This is a genomic window from Nocardioides sp. BGA-UO-ETr-FS32 (assembly GCF_059567905.1).
In genome coordinates, this window is sequence record NZ_JCAQOX010000013.1 from 41,920 (window position 1) to 59,435 (window position 17,516).

Consider the following 17,516-nt stretch of genomic DNA (forward strand, 5'->3'; position numbering starts at 1 on the left):
TCCTGCGGGGTCGGTGGTCTCAGAAACGGTCGATCCGCAGGATCCTTCCGGAGAACGTCACTACGAAGCCCACTCCGTCAACGAGCTCCAGCGAGGTGGGCTGGTTGAGGCCGCGCACCACGGTCTTAAAGGTGCCGTCGTCGCGGACGACAACGATCTCGCCGGTGTTCGGCTTGGCGGGAAAGCCCTCGTTCTCGAAGGTCGGCTCCAGGTTCCAGTAGCCCTGAAGCAGCCCGTACAACCGGCCCTGGTCGTGCTCGACATCGACGATCAGGCCACGATTGCCCGCATAGTCCGCGGACCACTTGCCGACCACCTTCACTGATCCGTTCCGACGCACCACATTGATCTTGGAGGTGGACGGGACGTGCGGGATCGGTCCCGCCGTGGCCAGGAGAACCTTGCCGTCGGCTACCTCGAGTCCGGTGGGGACCCGGTCGGTACTGCTGAACGCCACCAGCTCACTGATCCGTCCCCTCCGGTTGACCCGAATCACCCGAGCGAGGTGCGCGTCGGCGATGACGAAGCCCTTCCGCCACACGTCCATCGAGTACTGGACGCCTTGCGAGAGGAACCAGTCGGAGTTTTTGGGCGGGTGCGCCGTCGACCACTTGCCCAAGTCGGCGAACACGGAGAACGTGCCGTCTCGCTTCAGGCGATAGATGCCCATGACGTCATCGGGACCTCCGACATCGACTCCTGCCAGGATGACCATCACGTAGGCACGACCGCCGATGAAGGCGACGTCCATCGCGCCGCCGATATCGATGAACTTGCGGGGCAGACCCCTGCCAACCACTTTGGCCGAACCCGTCGTCGGATTGACCCGGACGAGAGTGCCCTTGCTCCCATTCGTGACGTAGAGGGCGCCGTCGGGCCCGATTGCACTCCCCGACCCCAGGCCGCTGAGGGCCGTTTCGTTGAGCACGGTGACCACCGCGGCCGCTTCTGAGGATTTCTCGGCCCGTACATCGGGACCTGGCAGCACAAACGCGATCGCGAGCGCTGTGGCAAGCGCGGTGCCAAACGCAGTGTGGCGACGACGGGAGATGGTCATGATGGCTCCGCTTCGGCTCGTGCCCCCGCGTGGTCGTCTGCCCGACCGGTTGAGATCGCCGACTCTGACCGCCCGTTCGATGCTCCGCTCGACCACCGCAGAAGTCAACAGCGCCGCGTCCTGGTCCAGACGATCCTTTCCCAGTCGCTATAACCTCGTTTTCGAGCGCCGTCGACAGTCGTCGACAGCAGTGGCGGGCCATCGCGTTGCACCCTCCCTTTTGAACTCTGGCGGGCGACAACATCTCCTTGCTGAGTGCATTCAGGTCCTTGATGCGGGGCGGGCGATGGCCGCAGGCACCAGTAGGGGGTCCCGTAAGCGGATCCCGCATCGGTCATCGCTCCGTGTTTTCCTCGCCGGTAGGTGCAGCGCGCGGACGGCATCTCGGAGGGTCTCCCCAGGGTGACGACGTCGGTCGTGCCGGGGCGCGTGCGAGGCTGCGCCGTGTGACCTGGAGCGCTGAACGACGGCTCGCGGCCCTGCTGCTCGCGGTGGCCATCGGGACCAACGTCCCCACACCCCTGCTCCTTGTCTACCGCGAGCGACTCTCGATGACCGATGAGTCCCTGACCGCGATCTTCGGCGTCTACGCACTGGGACTGATTCTCGCGCTCGCGGTCGCGGGTCGGGCCGCCGACCATTTCGGACGTCGTCGCGTCGTCCTCCCGGGAGCGGTCTGCGCGGCCCTCGCATCGTTGCTGTTCATCCTCGCCGCGGACAGCAGCCACTCCTCTACCTCGTCCGGTTCCTGCAAGGGGCGGCCTCGGGAACGGTATTCAGCATCGGAAGCGCCTGGCTGGTGGAGACGGCCGTCCGACGCGGGAACCACGCCGGCCCTCGCACGGCCGCGGTGGCCATGACGGGAGGCTTCGCGATCGGACCTGCGTACGCGGGCCTGATCGGCCAGTGGGGACCGTGGCCCCTGGTCCTCCCGTACCTGCTGCACGTGGTCATCCTGCTGGCGGCACTCCGGGTCTCGCTGTCGGTTGCCGAGTCGCTGATCCGACATCCGATCACCCCCGATGCCTCTTCCGCCGGAGCGTTCCGGCCCGGCGCCCGACGTACCGTCCTGCTCGTCGTCGCACCGCTCGCGGTGTGTGTCTACGCCTTCCCAGCGAGCACGATCGCTGCGGTACCGGTCCTCGTCGGGTTCCCAGTAGCGCCGGTGGCGCTGACCGGTCTGATGGTCGGCCTCGCCCTCGGCGCGGGAGCGCTGGCCGCCCCGCTCCAGGGTCGTCTCGGCCCGCGCACCGCACCCGTCGCTGCTGCCTGTGGAATGGTCGGCTTTGGCGGCACGGCCCTCGCGGCCGCACTACCCGGGCTCCTGCTGATGGTCATCCCGGCCTCGGCCGTGCTCGGAGCCGGGGGCGGTCTCGCGCTCGCCAGCGGGATCTCGCGACTTCCCGCGCTGGCCAGCCCGGGGAGGTTGGGCACCGTGTCCGCCGGCTTCTACGCCACCGCCTACATCGGCTTCGGATTCCCGCTGATGATCACCGCGCTCGCCGAGCCGGTCTCGGTGGCCCTGGTTCTGGCAGTCCTGGCCGGGCTATGCGGCGTACTCGCCGTCCAACAGGCACGGGCCAGGTTGTGATACCTCCACCACGCCGTCCCCTGGGTCCAAACCCGCCGTGACCGAGGCACGCCGCAGGAGACAAATCTGTTCCGGACACCGATCCTCGATCGGAGCCGTTCATTCCCGTGTCCGCGCGGCGTAGGCGGCGGCCTCGGCGCGGGAGTGGAGGGCTAGCTTTGCGAGGATGCTGCTGGCGTGGTGTGCCACTGTCTTGCGGCTCAGGAACAGTCGCTCGGCGATCTCTGGGTTGCTCAGGCCGTCGGCGATCAGGGTGAGGACGTCTTGCTCGCGTCGGGTGAGGACCCCGGGGGCCCGGGGTTCCGGTCCGGGGATGACGCCGAGTTCGCGGAGGAGTGCGGCCGCCGCGGCCGCCTGGTCGGCCGCTCCCAGCCGCCTCAGGTTGCGGAGCGCCTCAGAGGCGTGGCCCGCAGCCGCTTCGGGATCGTCGGGGGTGAGGGTCCTGGCCAGGTCCAGTCGGGTCCGGGCGGCCTCGAAGGGGAGGTCGTGCCGCTCGAAGGCGGCGAGCGCCTCGGCCAGGCGTCGTACCGCTGTCGTTGCGTCTCGGGATGACGCCGCGAGGAGCCCTGCGCTGCGGGTCAGCTGGGCTCTGCCTCGGGGAAGGGCGGACCTCGGCGGGTCGGCCCGGCGATCAACCAGGGTCGCCTCGGCGCTGGGCGTGTCGCCGGCGGCTAGGTACGCCTCGGTGAGGGCGGCTGTGAGCAAGTCGCCCTGCGGGTCGTCGGGTTGGACCAGCCCGAGCCCCGCGCGGAGCAGTGCCGTTGCCTCGTCTGGCCTGCCAGTGGCGAGTCGCACCTCCGCGCTGACGAGGGCGCCGGCGGGGAGGCTGCTGTCGAGCTCCTCGACCAGCTGGGTGGCCTCGGCCAGCCGACCCTGCCGGAGCCGGAGGAGAGCAAGTGCTGTCCTCGCCTCGATCAGGGGGTGGCGCCCGACTTCTTCCGACATCGACAGGGCCCGCCGGAGCTCGGGCTCCGCAAGTGCCCAGTTGCCGGTGGCGACCAGAAGCGACCCGTAGTGGGCTCGGCATCTGGCCTGGAGGAAGGGGCAGCCGTAGGTCTGGGTGAACTCCTCGGCCACGCGGCACCACTGCGTGGCACGTCGCAGGTCGTCGGCCAGGCTGCACGCGGCGAGCATGTTGCAGCTCGACCAGACCACGATCTCGAGCCGACCGTTGTAGGCACCGAGCGTGGTGGCCATCGCTTCGTCGAGGAGCGCCATCCCGTCTTCCACCTCGCCGGCGGCGACCAGAAGCAGGCCCAGGTCGGCGAGTGCCATCGCGTGCAGCCCGTCGTCGCATGCCTCGGCCGCCAGGCGTAGGGCCTGCTCGAGCCCGTCGCGTTGCTCGGTGGCGTCGGAGCACAGGTAGGCGCCGATCAGCACCAGCCAGCCCCGGACCACCGGGTCCGTGGTGCGCTCGGCAGCGCGTTGGGCGCGGGCCAGCCAGCCGCTGGCTGCCGCGTCGTTGTCGAGGTTTGTGAGGTACCAGATGCACAGGTCGAGAGCTGCGATGACGGCCTCGTCGTCGCGGCCGGTCTGGCGCAGGAGCATGAAGGCACGCTCTCGATGACGAATTGCGGAGCGTACGTCACCCAGCCACCAACATGCCCGGCCCAGGCCGTCGAACGCGTCGGCAGATTCATCCGCGGCGGCCGCCGCTGCGAAGGCTGCCCGCGCCTCTTCCCAGCGTCCGGCCTCGGCGGCGGCACGCGCGTACGCGAGGCGTTCGGTGGTGGCCACTCGTCCATGATTCCCACCGATCGCGCCGGTGGATAGGTCAGCTGACCGATGTCTCGAACGTCCGTTCGCTCGATGCTGGTTTCCCGACTCCAGGAGGTGGCTTGGCGATGACCGAGACGTTTCAGCTCACCCGCGAGCAGGCGCAGGCATACGACGACCTGTTCGTTCCGGCCCTGTTCGGGCAGTGGGCACCCCAGCTGGTGGACTGCGCTCGGGTGCGCCACGGCCAATCCGTACTTGACGTGGCATGCGGCACCGGGGTGGTAGCACGGGCGGCACAGGCCGTCGTGGGACACGGCGGCCGGGTCGTGGGGGTGGACCTCAACCAGGCGATGCTCGAGGTGGCGCAGCGTGCCAGGCCCGACCTCGAGTGGGTGCACGGCGACGCCGAGGACCTGCCGTTCGAGAATGCCGAGTTCGACGTGGCGCTCTGCCAGTCCGCGCTGTTCTTCTTCGCAGACCCCGCCCGGGCAGTGTCCGAGATGGCGCGCGTGGTCGTCACCGGGGGTGTGGTCGCGCTGCAGACCTACGCGCCCTTGGCTGAACAGCCGGCGTATGGCCCCTTCGTCGAACTGGTCGCCGGACACGCGGGACCCGAGGCTCGGGTCCTGCTCGGCACGTACTGGTCCCAAGGCGCTATGAACGACTTGACCGGCCTCGCCGCCGCGTCCGGGCTGTCCTTGTTGGAATCGCGTTCGAGCCTTGGGGTCGCTGTCTTTCCCTCCGCGGCCGCAGTTGCCCAGACCGAGATCCAGGCCACGCCCCTCGCCGAACAGATCAGGCCGGAGACGTATGAGCGCATCGTCGCCGACACCGAGGAACTGTTCGGCGAGTACGCCGACGAGTCCGGCCTCGTACGCCTCCCGATCCGGGCCACTCTTCTCGCTGCCCGCCGAGACTAGGACGGCGCCGCGGTTGCACGTTCTATCGTCCGACGGGCGCTCGTCGTGGTGCGAGAGGGATGACACGACAGCTGATCTACGGCTATCCGACATGCTTGCCGTGCTCTCGGGCTGGACTTCATCGAGCATCGCCGCAACGGATCGGATTGCGGGATTCGGAGCGGCTGCTCGAAGCTTCCCTGGAAGGTGTGTCCTCTCGCCGCGTCGCTTGGCAAGATCCAACGGCCGGCGCGCCGTGACCGCGTGGACCTCGCTGCCGGCAGGGATGGACGACACCGCAATCAGGGCTATGTCATCCCGAACCTGCGCGTGACCTGGCGCACACCGGCTCGTTGAGGGTTCGACGCGCTCTCGTGACGGAGGAGACAACGACGCCTCGGGGCTGCGTATGTCGACAACATCCCCCGCGGCCCCACCGGGTCGCCAGTCAGCGCCAGCTGCTGCGGCCGGCGCGGAGGAGAACACGCGTGCACCACGTCCCTGGGAAGTCACGGCGCCGGAGGACAACCCTCCTCAGCGCATCCGCGATCGGCCTGGCCTTGCTGGCCAGTGTCCTGCCCGCCTCGGGCCAGTCCGTTGCCCAGCCACAACTGGAGGACGTGAAGTTCTCCTTCCAAGGGGAGGAGGACAAGCTCCCCAACCTCGACGCCCGCACCGGCGAGATCACGCCCAGCGCCTCGCAGCGGGCGGCGGCGCAAGAGCTCGGCGCCGACACCACTCGCTGGAACCACTTCGGCACCCCGCACGTGCTGATGAACACCACCGGCTACCTGTCGCCGCCCAAGGCCGGCGCTGCGGTGGACATCGCGCGATCGTTCGTGGAGCAGAACCGCGACCTCTTCCGGCTCTCCCAAGACGCCCTCGCATCACTCGAGGTGGTGGGCGACGCGCCGCTGCTCGATGCCCCCGACCTGGTGCGCCAGCGCGACGGGAAGGAGCTGCGCGATCCTGACGTGGCGCACGTCGTCACCTTCCGCCAGACCTTCGGCGACCTGGTCGCGGCCTGGGAGGGGCTGCTGACCGTCGGCGTCCAGCGCGACGGTCGAGTCGCCTGGGTCTCCTCCTCGGTGACCGGCGACGACGCGGTCAGCGGCACGCAGTCGCTCGGCGCGGTCGCGGCCCTGAAGGCCGCCGCCGCCGACGCCGGCATGGAGCTCGGCACGCTGACCGGGGCCGGTGTCGAGGGCGTGTGGACGACGTTCACCAGCAGCGCCTCCCGCGACGTCCAGCGTGCCCGCCTGATGGCACTGCCGACCCCCGCCGACGGTGTGCGCCTGGTGTGGGAGACGACGCTGCTCAAGGCCGACCACACCGACGACGAGCACGGCCACCCTGCGGCGTACATCAGCTTCGTCGACGCCGAGACCGGCAAGGTGTGGGTGCGCGACAACCGCGTCGACCACCTGGCCAACGGCCTCAAGCTGCCGGCGACGGCGGCTGCCCCAGCTGCGGCCACGTTCTCCGGGTCCACGGACGACGCCGGTGCCTGCACGCCGGCCGACCAGGGGCACGGCCCCTACGCCGTCGACTCCTCCCAGGGGCAGCTGACGGTCTCGGTCGCCACGACGATGCCTAACGGCCTGGACGACGACGTCACCGTCAACCTCTACCGCAGTGGCGCGGACATGCCGGTCGCCTCCCAGGACCTGCTGACCAGCCCGGAGGTCCTGACCTACGCCCCGGCCGGCGGCGTGCCTGCGGGCGACTACTTCGTCGAGATCTGCGAGTTCACGCCCAGCGCAGGCTCGATCGGGTACGCCGGGTCGTTCAACGCCGGACCGGCCGCGAGTGCCGAGGTGCAGTTGCCGCGGTGGCGGGTCTTCCCGGCCAACCCGAACTTCACCGACTCCAGCGCTCCGGACGCCGACACCCGCCAGTTGTGGTGCTGGATCTCTGACAGCTCCGCTTGCCAGGAGGAGCAGCAGAACATCGCCTCGCGCGTGCCGTGGGACGTCCTGGCGCCGAGCCTGGCGACCTACACCACGATGGGCAACAACGCGACGACCTCGATCTCCGAGGTCAGCTTCCTCACGCCCGACACGGTGGTGCAGCGGCCGTACTCGCTTGACCGCCGCTACGACTACCCGTGGCAGAACACCTGGTTCAAGTCCGATTGCGACCCCCGGACGTTCGACCAGGTCGGTGGCAACGACGACGATGCTGCGACGGCCAACCTGTTCGCCATGCACAACCGCATGCACGACTGGAGTTACTACCTCGGCTTCACCGAGCGCAACTCCAACCTGCAGGTCTCGAACTTCGGCAACACCGGCCCGAACCGGGAGAACGACCCCGAGGTCGGGAACGCTCAGGCCGGTCGCCGCACCTTCAACGGTCGGGACAACGCCAACCAGATCACGCTGCAGGACGGCATCGCGCCGATCACCAACCAGTACTTGTGGCAGCCGCTCGCGGGTGCGTTCTACGCCGCTTGCACCGACGGTGCCTACGACATGGCCGTGGTCGCGCACGAGTACGGCCACGCGATCAGCAACCGGATGGTGGCCGGCCCCGACACCGGCACCGGCAGCACGCAGGGCCAGACCGAGTCGTGGTCGGACCTGATCTTCGCCGAGTACTTCCGCGGCAACGGGATCAGCACAGGTGAGGGCGCCAACCCGTTCGCGCTCGCGCCGTACGTCAGCGGCAACAAGGAGCGCGGCATCCGCAACTACGGGATGAACAACAGCCCGCTGAACTACTCCGACCTCGAGTACGACGGCAACGGCACCACCTCGCCGCACGCCGACGGTGAGATCTGGAGCGCGACGAACTACGACCTTGCCGAGGCGCTCAACGCCAAGTACGACGCGCAGTTCCCGTCTTCGGACAAGGCGCTGCAGCTGCGCTGTGCCGAGGGCGTGCTCCCGGCCGACCAGTGCCCGGGCAACCGGCGCTGGGCGCAGATCATGTTCGACGGCCTTCTCCTGACCCCGGCCGGCTCGACCATGCTCGACTCCCGCGACGCGATGCTGGCCGCGGACCGGTTGCGCTTCAACGGCGTCAACCAGGCTGAGCTCTGGCGGGCCTTCGCCAAGCGGGGAATGGGTGAGACCGCCTCGTCGACCGGCGTCAACGACCGCGAGCCCGTCCCGGGCTGGTCGTCCCCGCTGGCCACCGACGAGGCCACGGTGACGTTCGTGGCCGGTGACACTGGCGGCGGTGCGGCACAGCAGATGACCGTCTACACCGGCGTCTACGAGGCTCGCATCAGCCCGACGGCCGACACGGACCCGAGCACCGCGACCTCCGGCACGGTGCAGTTCGTCCCGGGCACGTACGAGTTCATCGCCCAGGCGCCGGGCTACGGCGCCAAGCGGTTCACCCGGACGTTCGCCCCGGGCGAGACGGTGACCGTTTCGGTGCCCATGCGTCGGAACCTCGCCTCGGTCGCGAACGGTGCGACCGCCATGGGTGACGGCATCAACCTGACCAGCCTGATCGACGACACCGAGGAGACCAACTGGGCCTCGCTGACCGCCGACGGGACGGCCAGCCAGGGCAAGGGTGAGGGCCGTCAGGTCGAGGGCCGCCAGGTCACGGTCCGGCTGGGGAGCACGCCGGTGGCCATCAGCGACGTGCAGGTCAGCGCGGCGCTCCGGCCCACCGACGCCAACAACCCCGACTCGGGTGGCCAGAGCCGGTTCTCGGCCCTTCGCTCGTTCGACATCCTCGTCTGCGACGCCACCGTGCCGGGCAACACCTGCACCAACGACGAGGCGGAGTTCGACATCGTCTACCGCAGTGCCGCCGACGCCTTCCCGGGCGTCCGGCCGCGGCCGACGGCGCCGGACCTGGCCCTGCGGAGCTTCGACGTCACCGACGTCCGGGCGACGCACGTCCGGATCCGGGTGCGGGACAACCAATGCACGGGTGGTCCGGAGTACCAAGGTGAGGCCAACCCGTCGAACGACCCGGTGTTCAGCAACCCCGACTGCGACAGCACCGCGTCGACGCCGGACCGGGCGGTGCTCAACCCTCCGGAGAACATGGTCCGTATCGCCGAGCTGCAGGTCTTCGGACCGGTGGCCACGACGAAGACGGTCAAGGGCGGTCCGAAGCGAACGCGGCAGCGCTGAGCAACACCGTGCCTACGCTCAGCCGAGCGACCTTGACCCGACGCTGAGCTCACCACACCCGACCCCGGGCCCTCGGACCCGGGGTCGGGTGCGCGATGGTCTAGGTAGTCGCGCGGCTGCGCGGGATCGAGAAGAAGCTCGCCACGGCCGACGTAAATCGGCGTAGTTCTTGATGATCTTGCGCAGCTGGAAGTTCAGCGACTCGATCGAGTTGGTGGTGTAGATGACCCGCCACAGCTCGAGCGGGAAGGCCAGGAACGGCTCGAACCGTCCCAGGCGTTCTCGAAGGTCGCCACGGCGTTGGGGTAGCGCTGACCGAGGTCGCTGGTCTTGGACGCCTCCAGCTCGACCCGCGCGGCCTCGGCGTCAGCGGCCCCGTAGATCGCCTTGAGTGCCGCGGCCACGGTTGGCGAGCTCGGCGCACACGTCGGCCCAGAACTTGGCTCTCTCACTGGTCTGCACCCCGATCCCGAGGACGTGCTTGATGCCCTCGATGTCGACGCCCACGGCGATGTGTGCGGCCTTGTTGCGCACGTCCCGCCATCGCGGACCTTCACGATCAGCGCGTCGAGGTAGATCGCCGGGTAGAGCGCCTCGAGCGGGCGGCGCTGCCAAGCCAGCACCTCCTCAAGGACCTCGCCGGTGATCTTGCTGATCGTCTCGTGGGACAGCTCGGTGCCCAGCGTGGAGCGAAGGTGGTGCTCGATCTACTTCCTCGATGTGTTCGGCGGGCACGCCACCGACTGGTACCTCGCGTCGCTGGAGACCCCGCCGGTCACGTGCTCCGGCCGCACGACCTCCAGGTCGTCGACTCGTTCGGCGACGTGTGGCCGCCGCCGGGAGAGCCCTGGAGTCCGAGGCCGACGCGTGGACGACGCCGTTCCGGCCGGTCTCGGGGAGCACGACCTCCTCGCCGGGTTCGCCACACCCCAGCCGTCGGAGGGAGACGCCCTCGAGCAGGTCGTGCCAGGCGTCGACGAGGACGCCGACCTACTGTGGGTGGTCGAGGAGCGGATCGACGGTCGGGACGCGCCTGGACCGGACGCCGCGGACCGGCTCACGGCCCCATCGCCCGGGCCCTGGCACCCCTACCCGGCCCTCGACCCGACTCAGGGTGGGCCGCGCCGGTTCCGCCAGGGGCGGCTGCGGGCGGAGAAGAACGGGAGGCCGCGCAACGGCGTCCTGCCCGACGCCTCGAGCCGGTTCCTGGCCACCCGCCGCGGGGGCCGGCTGCCCGACATCGACCCGGCGGCCGTGCCCGCCGCCAAGTTGCGGCTCGAGCGGCGGTGGGTGCTGGCGCGCAGCGGGGACGGACTTCCGGTCGTGTGGCAGCAGCGTCGCCGGATCGACCCGCTCGCTGCGCCGGCGTGCGCCGTGGGTCGCGACCGGACGGTGCAGCGATGAGATCGCTGACGTCAGCACTGGACGAGCGCCCGCGGCCACTGGTCGACGACCTGGTGGCGACTGGCCGGCTGGCGGTCGCGGTCGTGCGTGGCGTCGAGATGGTGATGCGCGGGTTCGGCGTGCGCGTCGTACGCCCGGGCGAGCCGGTGACCTCGGAGACGATGCGCCACCCGGCGTCGGTGTCGAAGCCGTTCCGGGCGACCGCGGTCGCAACGTCGAGCAGCCTTGCCCGGTCATAGCTCGCACGCACTGGACGCCACGGCAACAGCGCTCGGGACGAGCCACGGCCCAGACCGGTGACGCGGGACGATTCCTTGAGCAGCAACGCCCCAAGACGAGGAGATCAGCGACTCGCGAACGGAGTCGAGAACCAGATTCGGGACACGGCTACGCTTGACTTACGGAGTGCCTTTCCGCTGAGGCTTCTTGGACTGTCGCAAGAACAAGAATCCCAAGCAGGACAGGCACTTCCGTGCTTTCAGCCCCAGCGTCGCCCCCGTCACTCGTGAAATTCCGAGGCTAGGGCGTGTCTCTGAGGGTGCTTGAGCCAGATCGTGAGCTCTCGGCCTCGAACACGGGTGGAGCAGGCCGATCGCTTCGTGGACGAGTCTCAGTCGCGGCGGCGCAGGCGGCGCAGCCCCACGGCGGCGACGAGGCCGGCGCCGACGGTGATCGCGGGCAGCTGCAGGGCGCTGGTCGCCTCCGTGACGGCGTCGGGTGCGGTGGTGGCGCTCACGCCCTCGGTGACCCCGGCGTCGACGAGCTCGTCGTCTGTCAGCAGCGAGAACGGCTGCAGCGGGGTGACATCCCGGTCGATGCCGGTGCCGTCGTAGTGAAAGACGTCGAAGCCGCGGACCAGGTCGTTGCCGTAGCCGTAGAAGGAGCCGTCGGCGGCGATCTTGTTGGTCTTGAACGACCAGGTGTCGGCGTCGGGCATCACGTAGGAGCCGACCTCGGTCATCCCGATGCCGTGGCCGAAGGCCACGGCCGCCGGGTTGGTCGCCACGTCAGCGAGGCCGGAGATGTCGAGCACGCGCACGCCCTCGCCGTACCAGGCGATCGTGAGCATCTCCTGCTCGGGGTAGATCCGCAGGACGTGGGAGGTACACCGCGACTCGGGCGCGTTGATGTGGTCGATGAACCAGGCGCCGACCTTGACCGGCTCGCGGACGTTGCTGCCGGTGATGTCGTAGACGTGCAGCCCGCCACCGGGGCACTCGAAGGTGCCCAGGGCGCCGGCCCGCTCGTCCGTCACCACGAGCAGCTCGCGCTTGGTGCCGTCCTCCCGGGTCAGCGTGACCGGGTCGGACTGGTGCGAGACGTTGACCGCCGGGTCCACGATCTGGGTCAGGATCGACGGCTTGGCCGGGTTGGTGGTGTCGAGCACGAGGGTCTGCGAGATCGCGGCGGAGTAGGCGCGGTCGCCGTCGGCGTCGAAGGTGACGTCGTGCGACTCCGAGCCGAGCGACGTCGGCACCACGGGCAGGCTCAGGGTGTGCACCTTGGCGGGCGATCTCACGTTCGAGACGTCCCAGACCTCGATGGTGGGAGAGGTGCTGGTGGCGAGGTCGGAGTTGGAGTTGTAGAGGTAGTCGCCGCTGGGGTGGATGGTCATGTTGTGCGATCCACGGGGGACCGGCAGGAACGACACCGTGCGCGGCTTGCGCGGGTTGGAGATGTCGACGATGACCGTGCCCAGGGCCTTGGCCGCGTCGATGCCCTGCGCCGCGAAGTCGTCGGCGAGGTCGCGACCGCACTGCGACGTCGAGGCCTTCACCCCGCCGGAGTCGAAGGCGCTGTCGGCGGTGTAGGCGGCGTACGCGCGGCCGCTGTTCTTCCAGACCTGGACGTCGCCCTGATAGAGCGGGCAGTCGTAGTGGGCAGCCTCCCACGGCTGGGTGGGGTCGGTGATGTCGACGATCCGCAACCCCTTGCGGAGCGTGCCGGCGAGGGCGTACTCCTTCTTGCCGGCGGTGATGAACTCGACGTCCGACCCGTTCTGGTCGACCGGGTCGAGCTCGCCGTCACCGTCGGTGTCGCGGGCGGCCTCGTACTGCAGGTTGGCGACGTAGGACATGTTCGTCCCCTCGCCCTCGGTGGCCACGTTCAGGCCACGGACGTTGGTGGGATTGTCGCCTCCGGTCTCGTGGGCAAACGCGGGGGTGGCGGTCAGGGACAGGGCGACCGAGGCCAGCACGGTGCCGGCGCGCAGTGCGGTGATGGGCATGGAAACTCCTCGGGACACAGGGGGTCAGGAGCGGCGGCGCTGGAGCCGGCGCAGGCCGATGGCCGCGAACAGGCCGAGGCCGAGCGCCCCACCGGAGGTCTGCAGGTTGGTGCCGCTGACCTGGGTGAGGAGGTCGCCGTCGGAGGACGACGTACGCGACTTCGGCAGGTCGACCTGGTAGACGTCGAGCCCGCGCACCAGGTCCACGCTGTAGGCGAGGTTGCTGCGCTTGCCGGTCGCGACCTCGTTCTTGTTGTAGACGGGGACCCAGTAGGTGTCCCAGACCTCGGAGGCGCCCCAGACGGCGTGGCCGTAGGTCTTCAGGTCCTGCGGGTCACGGACGTCGACGAACTGGGTGCCGCCGCCGTAGTAGCCCACCGCGGCGATGCCGGCCTGGTGGTAGTCGAACCAGTGGGCGGAGCAGAATCCGCCCACTGGGAGCGGGAAGGTGCCGAGGTCGGCGAGCTCGACCTTGTCGAGCGGCGTGATCGCGCCCTCGGCGGCGGCGCCACCGGGCAGGGACTGCACGTGCCAGGCCTGGAAGGAACCCGCGGTCGCGCAGTCGGGGTTCTCGTAGTCCTCCTCGGTGACGAGCAGGACGTTGCCGCTCGCGAGCGAGGGCGCGGCGCCGGCCACGAAGTTCTCGGCGTTGGGCCAGAACGAGTTGTGGTGGATGAAGTCGTTGTAGCCGTTGGCCGAGCCGTCGGGGTTCTTGCCCCGACCCGCGTCGCCGCTGGTGGCCAGCACCTCGGGCGCGGTCGGGTCGGAGACGTCGAGGATCTTGGTGCCGGTGCGGCCGGTGTGGATGCCGTAGCCGGCGGCGAAGTTCCACTTGTGGCCGCCGGTGGCGTTGCCGAGTGGCTGTACGCCGTCCACGAGCGCGTTGCCGTCGAGTTCGCGCGGGGTATCGAGGTCGCGCAGGTCGACGATCGAGTAGCCCTTGCTGCTGCCGGACGAGTAGGCGTAGTCGCAGGCGGTCTCGAGGATGCACGCGACCGTGTGGTCACCGGTGGTCGTGGTCAGCCGGGACCGGATGTGGGGGCTGGTCGGGTCGGTGACGTCGACGACGATCAGCTCGTTCTTGAGCGTGGAGCCGGCCGAGCCCTCCGGGTCGGAGCTGGAGTAGTCGTAGAGGTTGTTGCCGACGAGCACGAACCTCTCGACGCCGTCCTTGGTACGCCGCTCGCCACAGTTCATCGCCTCGTTCTCGAAGACGATGTTGTCCATCTTGCCCACCAGCTCGGGCCGCGCCGGCTCGGAGACGTCGTAGACGCTGATCGAGTCGAGGCCGGAGAGGTAGAAGTAGGGCGCCGTCTTGGAGAAGCAGCCCGAGATCCCCACCGCGCCGGGCGAGCTGGACAGGTGCTGGACGTTGTCGCTCATCAGCCCGACGTTCGAGGTGGTGGTCCCGGGGAGCGCGGCGACGCGGGTCGGGTCGAGACGTGGGTCCGGCTCGGAGCCGTCGTGGGCGGCGGCGGGGACGGTGAGGCCGAGGAGGAGCAGGGGGGCCGCCAGCGCGGCAGCACGGGACAGGGCTGACATGAGTGTCCTTCGATCGGTCGGACGGATGCACGACGCTGTGGGTGGGCGGCGTACCACCCGGTGTTCTATGTCACAACGATCGACCTTGGCAACGGTCACGCGGCAGATCGTCGTCGGTGGCTGGGTCCGTCTCGACCAGCAAGTCCTCGACTAGTTGTGATGTCCGGGCCTGTCGATTGGCGCCACTGCTGACAGCGGCGTCGCCGCCTGACAGTACGGTCAGATCATGCGTAGGGCGCCTTACTGAGATAGCGAAGACCTGAGTCCACGGCGAGGGTCACGACCTGGGCCTTGCTGGGAAGAGTCTCTGCGACGCGCAGCGCCGCGATCACGTTGGCCCCAGTGGACGTACCGGCGAAGATTCCTTCCTCGGCCGCGAGCCGGCGGGCCATCTGCTGTGCGTCGTCGCTGCGGACCTGCTCAATGGAGTCCACCAGCTCCGGCTGCCACAGGGGCGGGACGAAGCCGATGCCGATCCCTTCGATGCGGTGCGCGCCGGTGGGAGCACCTGACAGCACTGCGGACTCAGCGGGCTCCACCGCCACCACCCGCGTGGGTGTCGCGGTCTCGGCGAACCCGCGCGGCGCGCCATGGATCGAGTGGGCGGTGCCCACGGCATGCACGAACGCGTCGACCCGGCCGCCGGTCTGTCGCCAGATCTCCTCGCCGAGGGGAAGGTATCCGCGCACCCCGTCGTGGTTGTTCAGCTGGTCGGACCACCAGTGCCCGGGACGCTCGCTGATCTCCGCGGAGGTGGCGATCATCCGCTTGATGAGTTCCTCGGTGATGCGGCCGCCGTCGCTGGGCTCGTCGGTGATCTCCGCGCCGAGCGCCAGCATGGTCTTGCGCTTCTCGACGCTGAACGCGTCCGAGAACACCACATGTAGCCGGTACCCGAGCGCGGCGCAGACCAGGGCAAGAGAGATCCCCGTGGTCCCGGCGGTGTACTCCACGACGGTGCCACCCGGTTCCAGCCGGCCTTCTGCCGCTGCCGATCGGATCACCTCGACCGCCATCCGATCCTTCATGGACCCGGTCGGGTTGGCCGGCTCCCACTTCACAAAGATGCGCGCCCCCGAGCTCGGCACCAGACGCCGGAGCTCCACCATCGGTGTCCCGCCGACAGCGGCCAGGACTCCGACTGACCGCCCGTCCGGAAAGATTGTCATCGCACCAGTGAACACCCATGGCATGGTCGGCACTGGAGTTGCTGGGAAACACCCCGACCGCACCCAGCTATAGGTCCAGCCGCCCTCGCCGCTGGCAACGACGTCGAAGGCGCGCCCGTCACCGTATGGGGATCCGCTTGCGGGACAGAATGGGACCAGAGCATCGAGCGCCGGGCGGCCGCGCTTGACAGTCATACGCGGCGCTATGACTCAGCCCATCGAGTCGGTAACGTGGCTGCGTGCGTCGTTGGACGTGGTGGTTCGGAATGGCGTTGGGATCCCTGCTCGTCGTAGCCGGCATCGCAGAGATTGTCCGACTGCTTCGAACCGGCGATGGTGGACTGTGGTTCTGGCTTCCCACATTGGTCGGCGGTGGTGCCCTCGTTATTGTGGGGACTCTGACCCTTTCGCGTAACCCAAGCTTGGGGTGTGTCCTCACCTGCTCGGGGTGCGTGCTGGGCATCCTCCCGACGATGTGGACGCTCATCGTGCCTGTGCTGTTGATCGTGCTCGCCATCGTGAGCTTCAAGCAGGCAGCGGCGACGATCGAGAACTAGGGTTGGCCATCGACGCACCGTCGGGCGACGGAAAAGACTCACGTCCTGAGCAGACCAGCCACGCGACATGGCACACGCGTCGCAGCTATGGGGGACGCGCCCGGAACGGACTAGACCGCCGCTGTGTTGACTCCGCCGAGAGCTACCCTCGAACGAGGTGGACGTCAGCGGCTGCGCGACCGGCATGCGCCGCTCTGCCGGGACCTTGGCTGTGGAGGTATTCGGTGTCTCACACACAGGCCGCCGACCGGTCCCGACTGGCGCCCGGCGATTGGGTGACCGACGCGAAGGCCGCTACTCGCCGGTGGGCGACAGTCTTGCTGATCGGTGTTGCGTGCGGCGTCGTGGTGACGGGAGTTCTCAGCAGGCTGGTCATGTTGTTGCTCGCCGAACTCAACCCGGAGGCGGCGGGCGTCCGCAGCGACGACGGGTTCATCATGGGGCAAATCACCCTGTCGGGATCGACCCAGTTGGCGCTAGCCGGAGCGCAACTAGGAGCTGTCGGTGCATTCCTCTATATGGCGCTGCGCGGCCTGATGATCGGGCCGCCCTGGTTCCGGCTGCTGTCCATCTCGGTCGGCCCGGGCGTCGTGGTCGGCGCGTTACTCGTGCACACCACCGGGATCGACTTCCATCTACTGCACCCCCTCTGGCTGACAATCGGCTCCTTCGTGCTGCTACCCGTGGTGTTCTGCGCGGCAATGCACCTGATAGCGGAGAGGGCTCTGAGCCATGGTGGCGTGCGGTCGATGCCGCTGCAGGTGCTCGGTGTCACCCTCTCCATCGTGACGCTGCCACTAACGCTGGTTCTCAGCGTCGGCTGGCTGATCGCCCGTGCGTTCCGCGGCGATGACACGCTCTCCACGACCGCGGCCGCGTGGTTCGTGCGCGTGATGTTGGTATTCGTGTTTGTGATGGCAGTCATCGACCTCGTCGCCGACGCCAGGACGCTGTCCACCTAGATCCAGCTGACAAGCACGGATACTGACCCGGGTTACCCGCACGCGCCGGCAGGCGGCGCAAGGACTCACGCCGGGAGAGACGCACGCCCGTCAGCGTGCGAAGCTGCTGTGGACATCCGGCTGCGTCGTCGGCCACGAGAACCATCTGTCTGGAGCATTGGCCGAGGCGCCTAGGAACACTCGGGCTGCGTGAGCGCGAATACTCCCGGGCACCTCGTAGAAGCAGGTGTAACGGAACCTCGCCCAAACCGCAACGATGCTTGAAGTTTCGTCAACTTTCGGGAACTCG

General features: G+C 68.9%; 13 protein-coding genes and 1 pseudogene. 8 read left to right on the top strand and 6 right to left on the bottom strand.

What is annotated here, in order from left to right; all coding sequences use genetic code 11:
- Positions 1 to 19: 19 nt before the first annotated feature.
- The gene (locus AC57BS_RS05280; protein ID WP_496410407.1) at positions 20 to 1,057 is read right to left on the bottom strand and encodes a hypothetical protein; all 1,038 of its coding nucleotides are present in this window, start codon (positions 1,055 to 1,057) and stop codon (positions 20 to 22) included.
- 446 nt (positions 1,058 to 1,503) lie between these two features.
- Here AC57BS_RS05280 and AC57BS_RS05285 point away from each other — a divergent pair, with 446 nt between their 5' ends.
- The gene (locus tag AC57BS_RS05285) at positions 1,504 to 1,917 is read left to right on the top strand and encodes an MFS transporter (protein ID WP_496410408.1); all 414 of its coding nucleotides are present in this window, start codon (positions 1,504 to 1,506) and stop codon (positions 1,915 to 1,917) included.
- Positions 1,914 to 2,648, top strand: coding sequence for a hypothetical protein (locus tag AC57BS_RS05290; protein ID WP_496410409.1), 735 nt, complete (start codon positions 1,914 to 1,916; stop codon positions 2,646 to 2,648). Before AC57BS_RS05285 ends, AC57BS_RS05290 begins: the two co-directional genes overlap by 4 nt.
- A 99-nt stretch (positions 2,649 to 2,747) precedes the next feature.
- On the opposite strand, the gene AC57BS_RS05295 is transcribed toward AC57BS_RS05290, so the two are convergent.
- The gene (locus AC57BS_RS05295; protein WP_496410410.1) at positions 2,748 to 4,385 is read right to left on the bottom strand and encodes a LuxR C-terminal-related transcriptional regulator; all 1,638 of its coding nucleotides are present in this window, start codon (positions 4,383 to 4,385) and stop codon (positions 2,748 to 2,750) included.
- Between the two features lie 107 nt (positions 4,386 to 4,492).
- Here AC57BS_RS05295 and AC57BS_RS05300 point away from each other — a divergent pair, with 107 nt between their 5' ends.
- Both AC57BS_RS05300 and AC57BS_RS05305 read left to right on the top strand, forming a co-directional pair.
- Positions 4,493 to 5,287: a class I SAM-dependent methyltransferase gene (locus tag AC57BS_RS05300; RefSeq protein ID WP_496410411.1), complete on the top strand. Its 795-nt coding sequence runs from the start codon at positions 4,493 to 4,495 to the stop codon at positions 5,285 to 5,287.
- 467 nt (positions 5,288 to 5,754) lie between these two features.
- Positions 5,755 to 9,366 (top strand): M36 family metallopeptidase, encoded by a 3,612-nt coding sequence (locus AC57BS_RS05305; RefSeq protein WP_496410412.1) that lies wholly within the window; start codon positions 5,755 to 5,757, stop codon positions 9,364 to 9,366.
- Between the two features lie 165 nt (positions 9,367 to 9,531).
- Here the strand turns inward: AC57BS_RS05305 and AC57BS_RS05310 are convergent.
- Positions 9,532 to 10,073: pseudogene (locus AC57BS_RS05310) on the bottom strand (transposase); the annotation flags it as partial.
- Between AC57BS_RS05310 and AC57BS_RS05315 the strand changes: the two are divergent.
- Positions 10,009 to 10,770: a hypothetical protein gene (locus AC57BS_RS05315; protein ID WP_496410413.1), complete on the top strand. Its 762-nt coding sequence runs from the start codon at positions 10,009 to 10,011 to the stop codon at positions 10,768 to 10,770. The pseudogene AC57BS_RS05310 and the gene AC57BS_RS05315 overlap by 65 nt on opposite strands.
- Positions 10,767 to 11,009, top strand: coding sequence for a serine hydrolase (locus tag AC57BS_RS05320; protein ID WP_496410414.1), 243 nt, complete (start codon positions 10,767 to 10,769; stop codon positions 11,007 to 11,009). The genes AC57BS_RS05315 and AC57BS_RS05320 overlap by 4 nt, the downstream gene beginning before the upstream one ends.
- Positions 11,010 to 11,380: 371 nt before the next feature.
- Here AC57BS_RS05320 and AC57BS_RS05325 read toward each other — a convergent pair whose 3' ends face one another.
- The 3 genes from AC57BS_RS05325 to AC57BS_RS05335 all read right to left on the bottom strand — a co-directional run bounded on the left by AC57BS_RS05325 (position 11,381) and on the right by AC57BS_RS05335 (position 15,903).
- Positions 11,381 to 12,997, bottom strand: a complete 1,617-nt coding sequence (locus tag AC57BS_RS05325; protein ID WP_496410415.1) for an LVIVD repeat-containing protein — start codon at positions 12,995 to 12,997, stop codon at positions 11,381 to 11,383.
- A gap of 24 nt (positions 12,998 to 13,021) precedes the next feature.
- On the bottom strand, positions 13,022 to 14,539 hold the full coding sequence (locus tag AC57BS_RS05330) for an LVIVD repeat-containing protein (protein ID WP_496410416.1): 1,518 nt from the start codon (positions 14,537 to 14,539) through the stop codon (positions 13,022 to 13,024).
- Positions 14,540 to 14,763: 224 nt separating this feature from the next.
- On the bottom strand, positions 14,764 to 15,903 hold the full coding sequence (locus tag AC57BS_RS05335) for a PLP-dependent cysteine synthase family protein (RefSeq protein WP_496410417.1): 1,140 nt from the start codon (positions 15,901 to 15,903) through the stop codon (positions 14,764 to 14,766).
- A 44-nt stretch (positions 15,904 to 15,947) separates the two neighbouring features.
- Between AC57BS_RS05335 and AC57BS_RS05340 the strand changes: the two genes are divergently transcribed.
- Both AC57BS_RS05340 and AC57BS_RS05345 read left to right on the top strand, forming a co-directional pair.
- Complete coding sequence (locus AC57BS_RS05340; RefSeq protein ID WP_496410418.1) at positions 15,948 to 16,265, top strand: hypothetical protein; 318 nt, start codon at positions 15,948 to 15,950, stop codon at positions 16,263 to 16,265.
- A 275-nt stretch (positions 16,266 to 16,540) separates the two neighbouring features.
- The gene (locus tag AC57BS_RS05345; protein WP_496410419.1) at positions 16,541 to 17,227 is read left to right on the top strand and encodes a hypothetical protein; all 687 of its coding nucleotides are present in this window, start codon (positions 16,541 to 16,543) and stop codon (positions 17,225 to 17,227) included.
- Positions 17,228 to 17,516 lie beyond the last annotated feature (289 nt).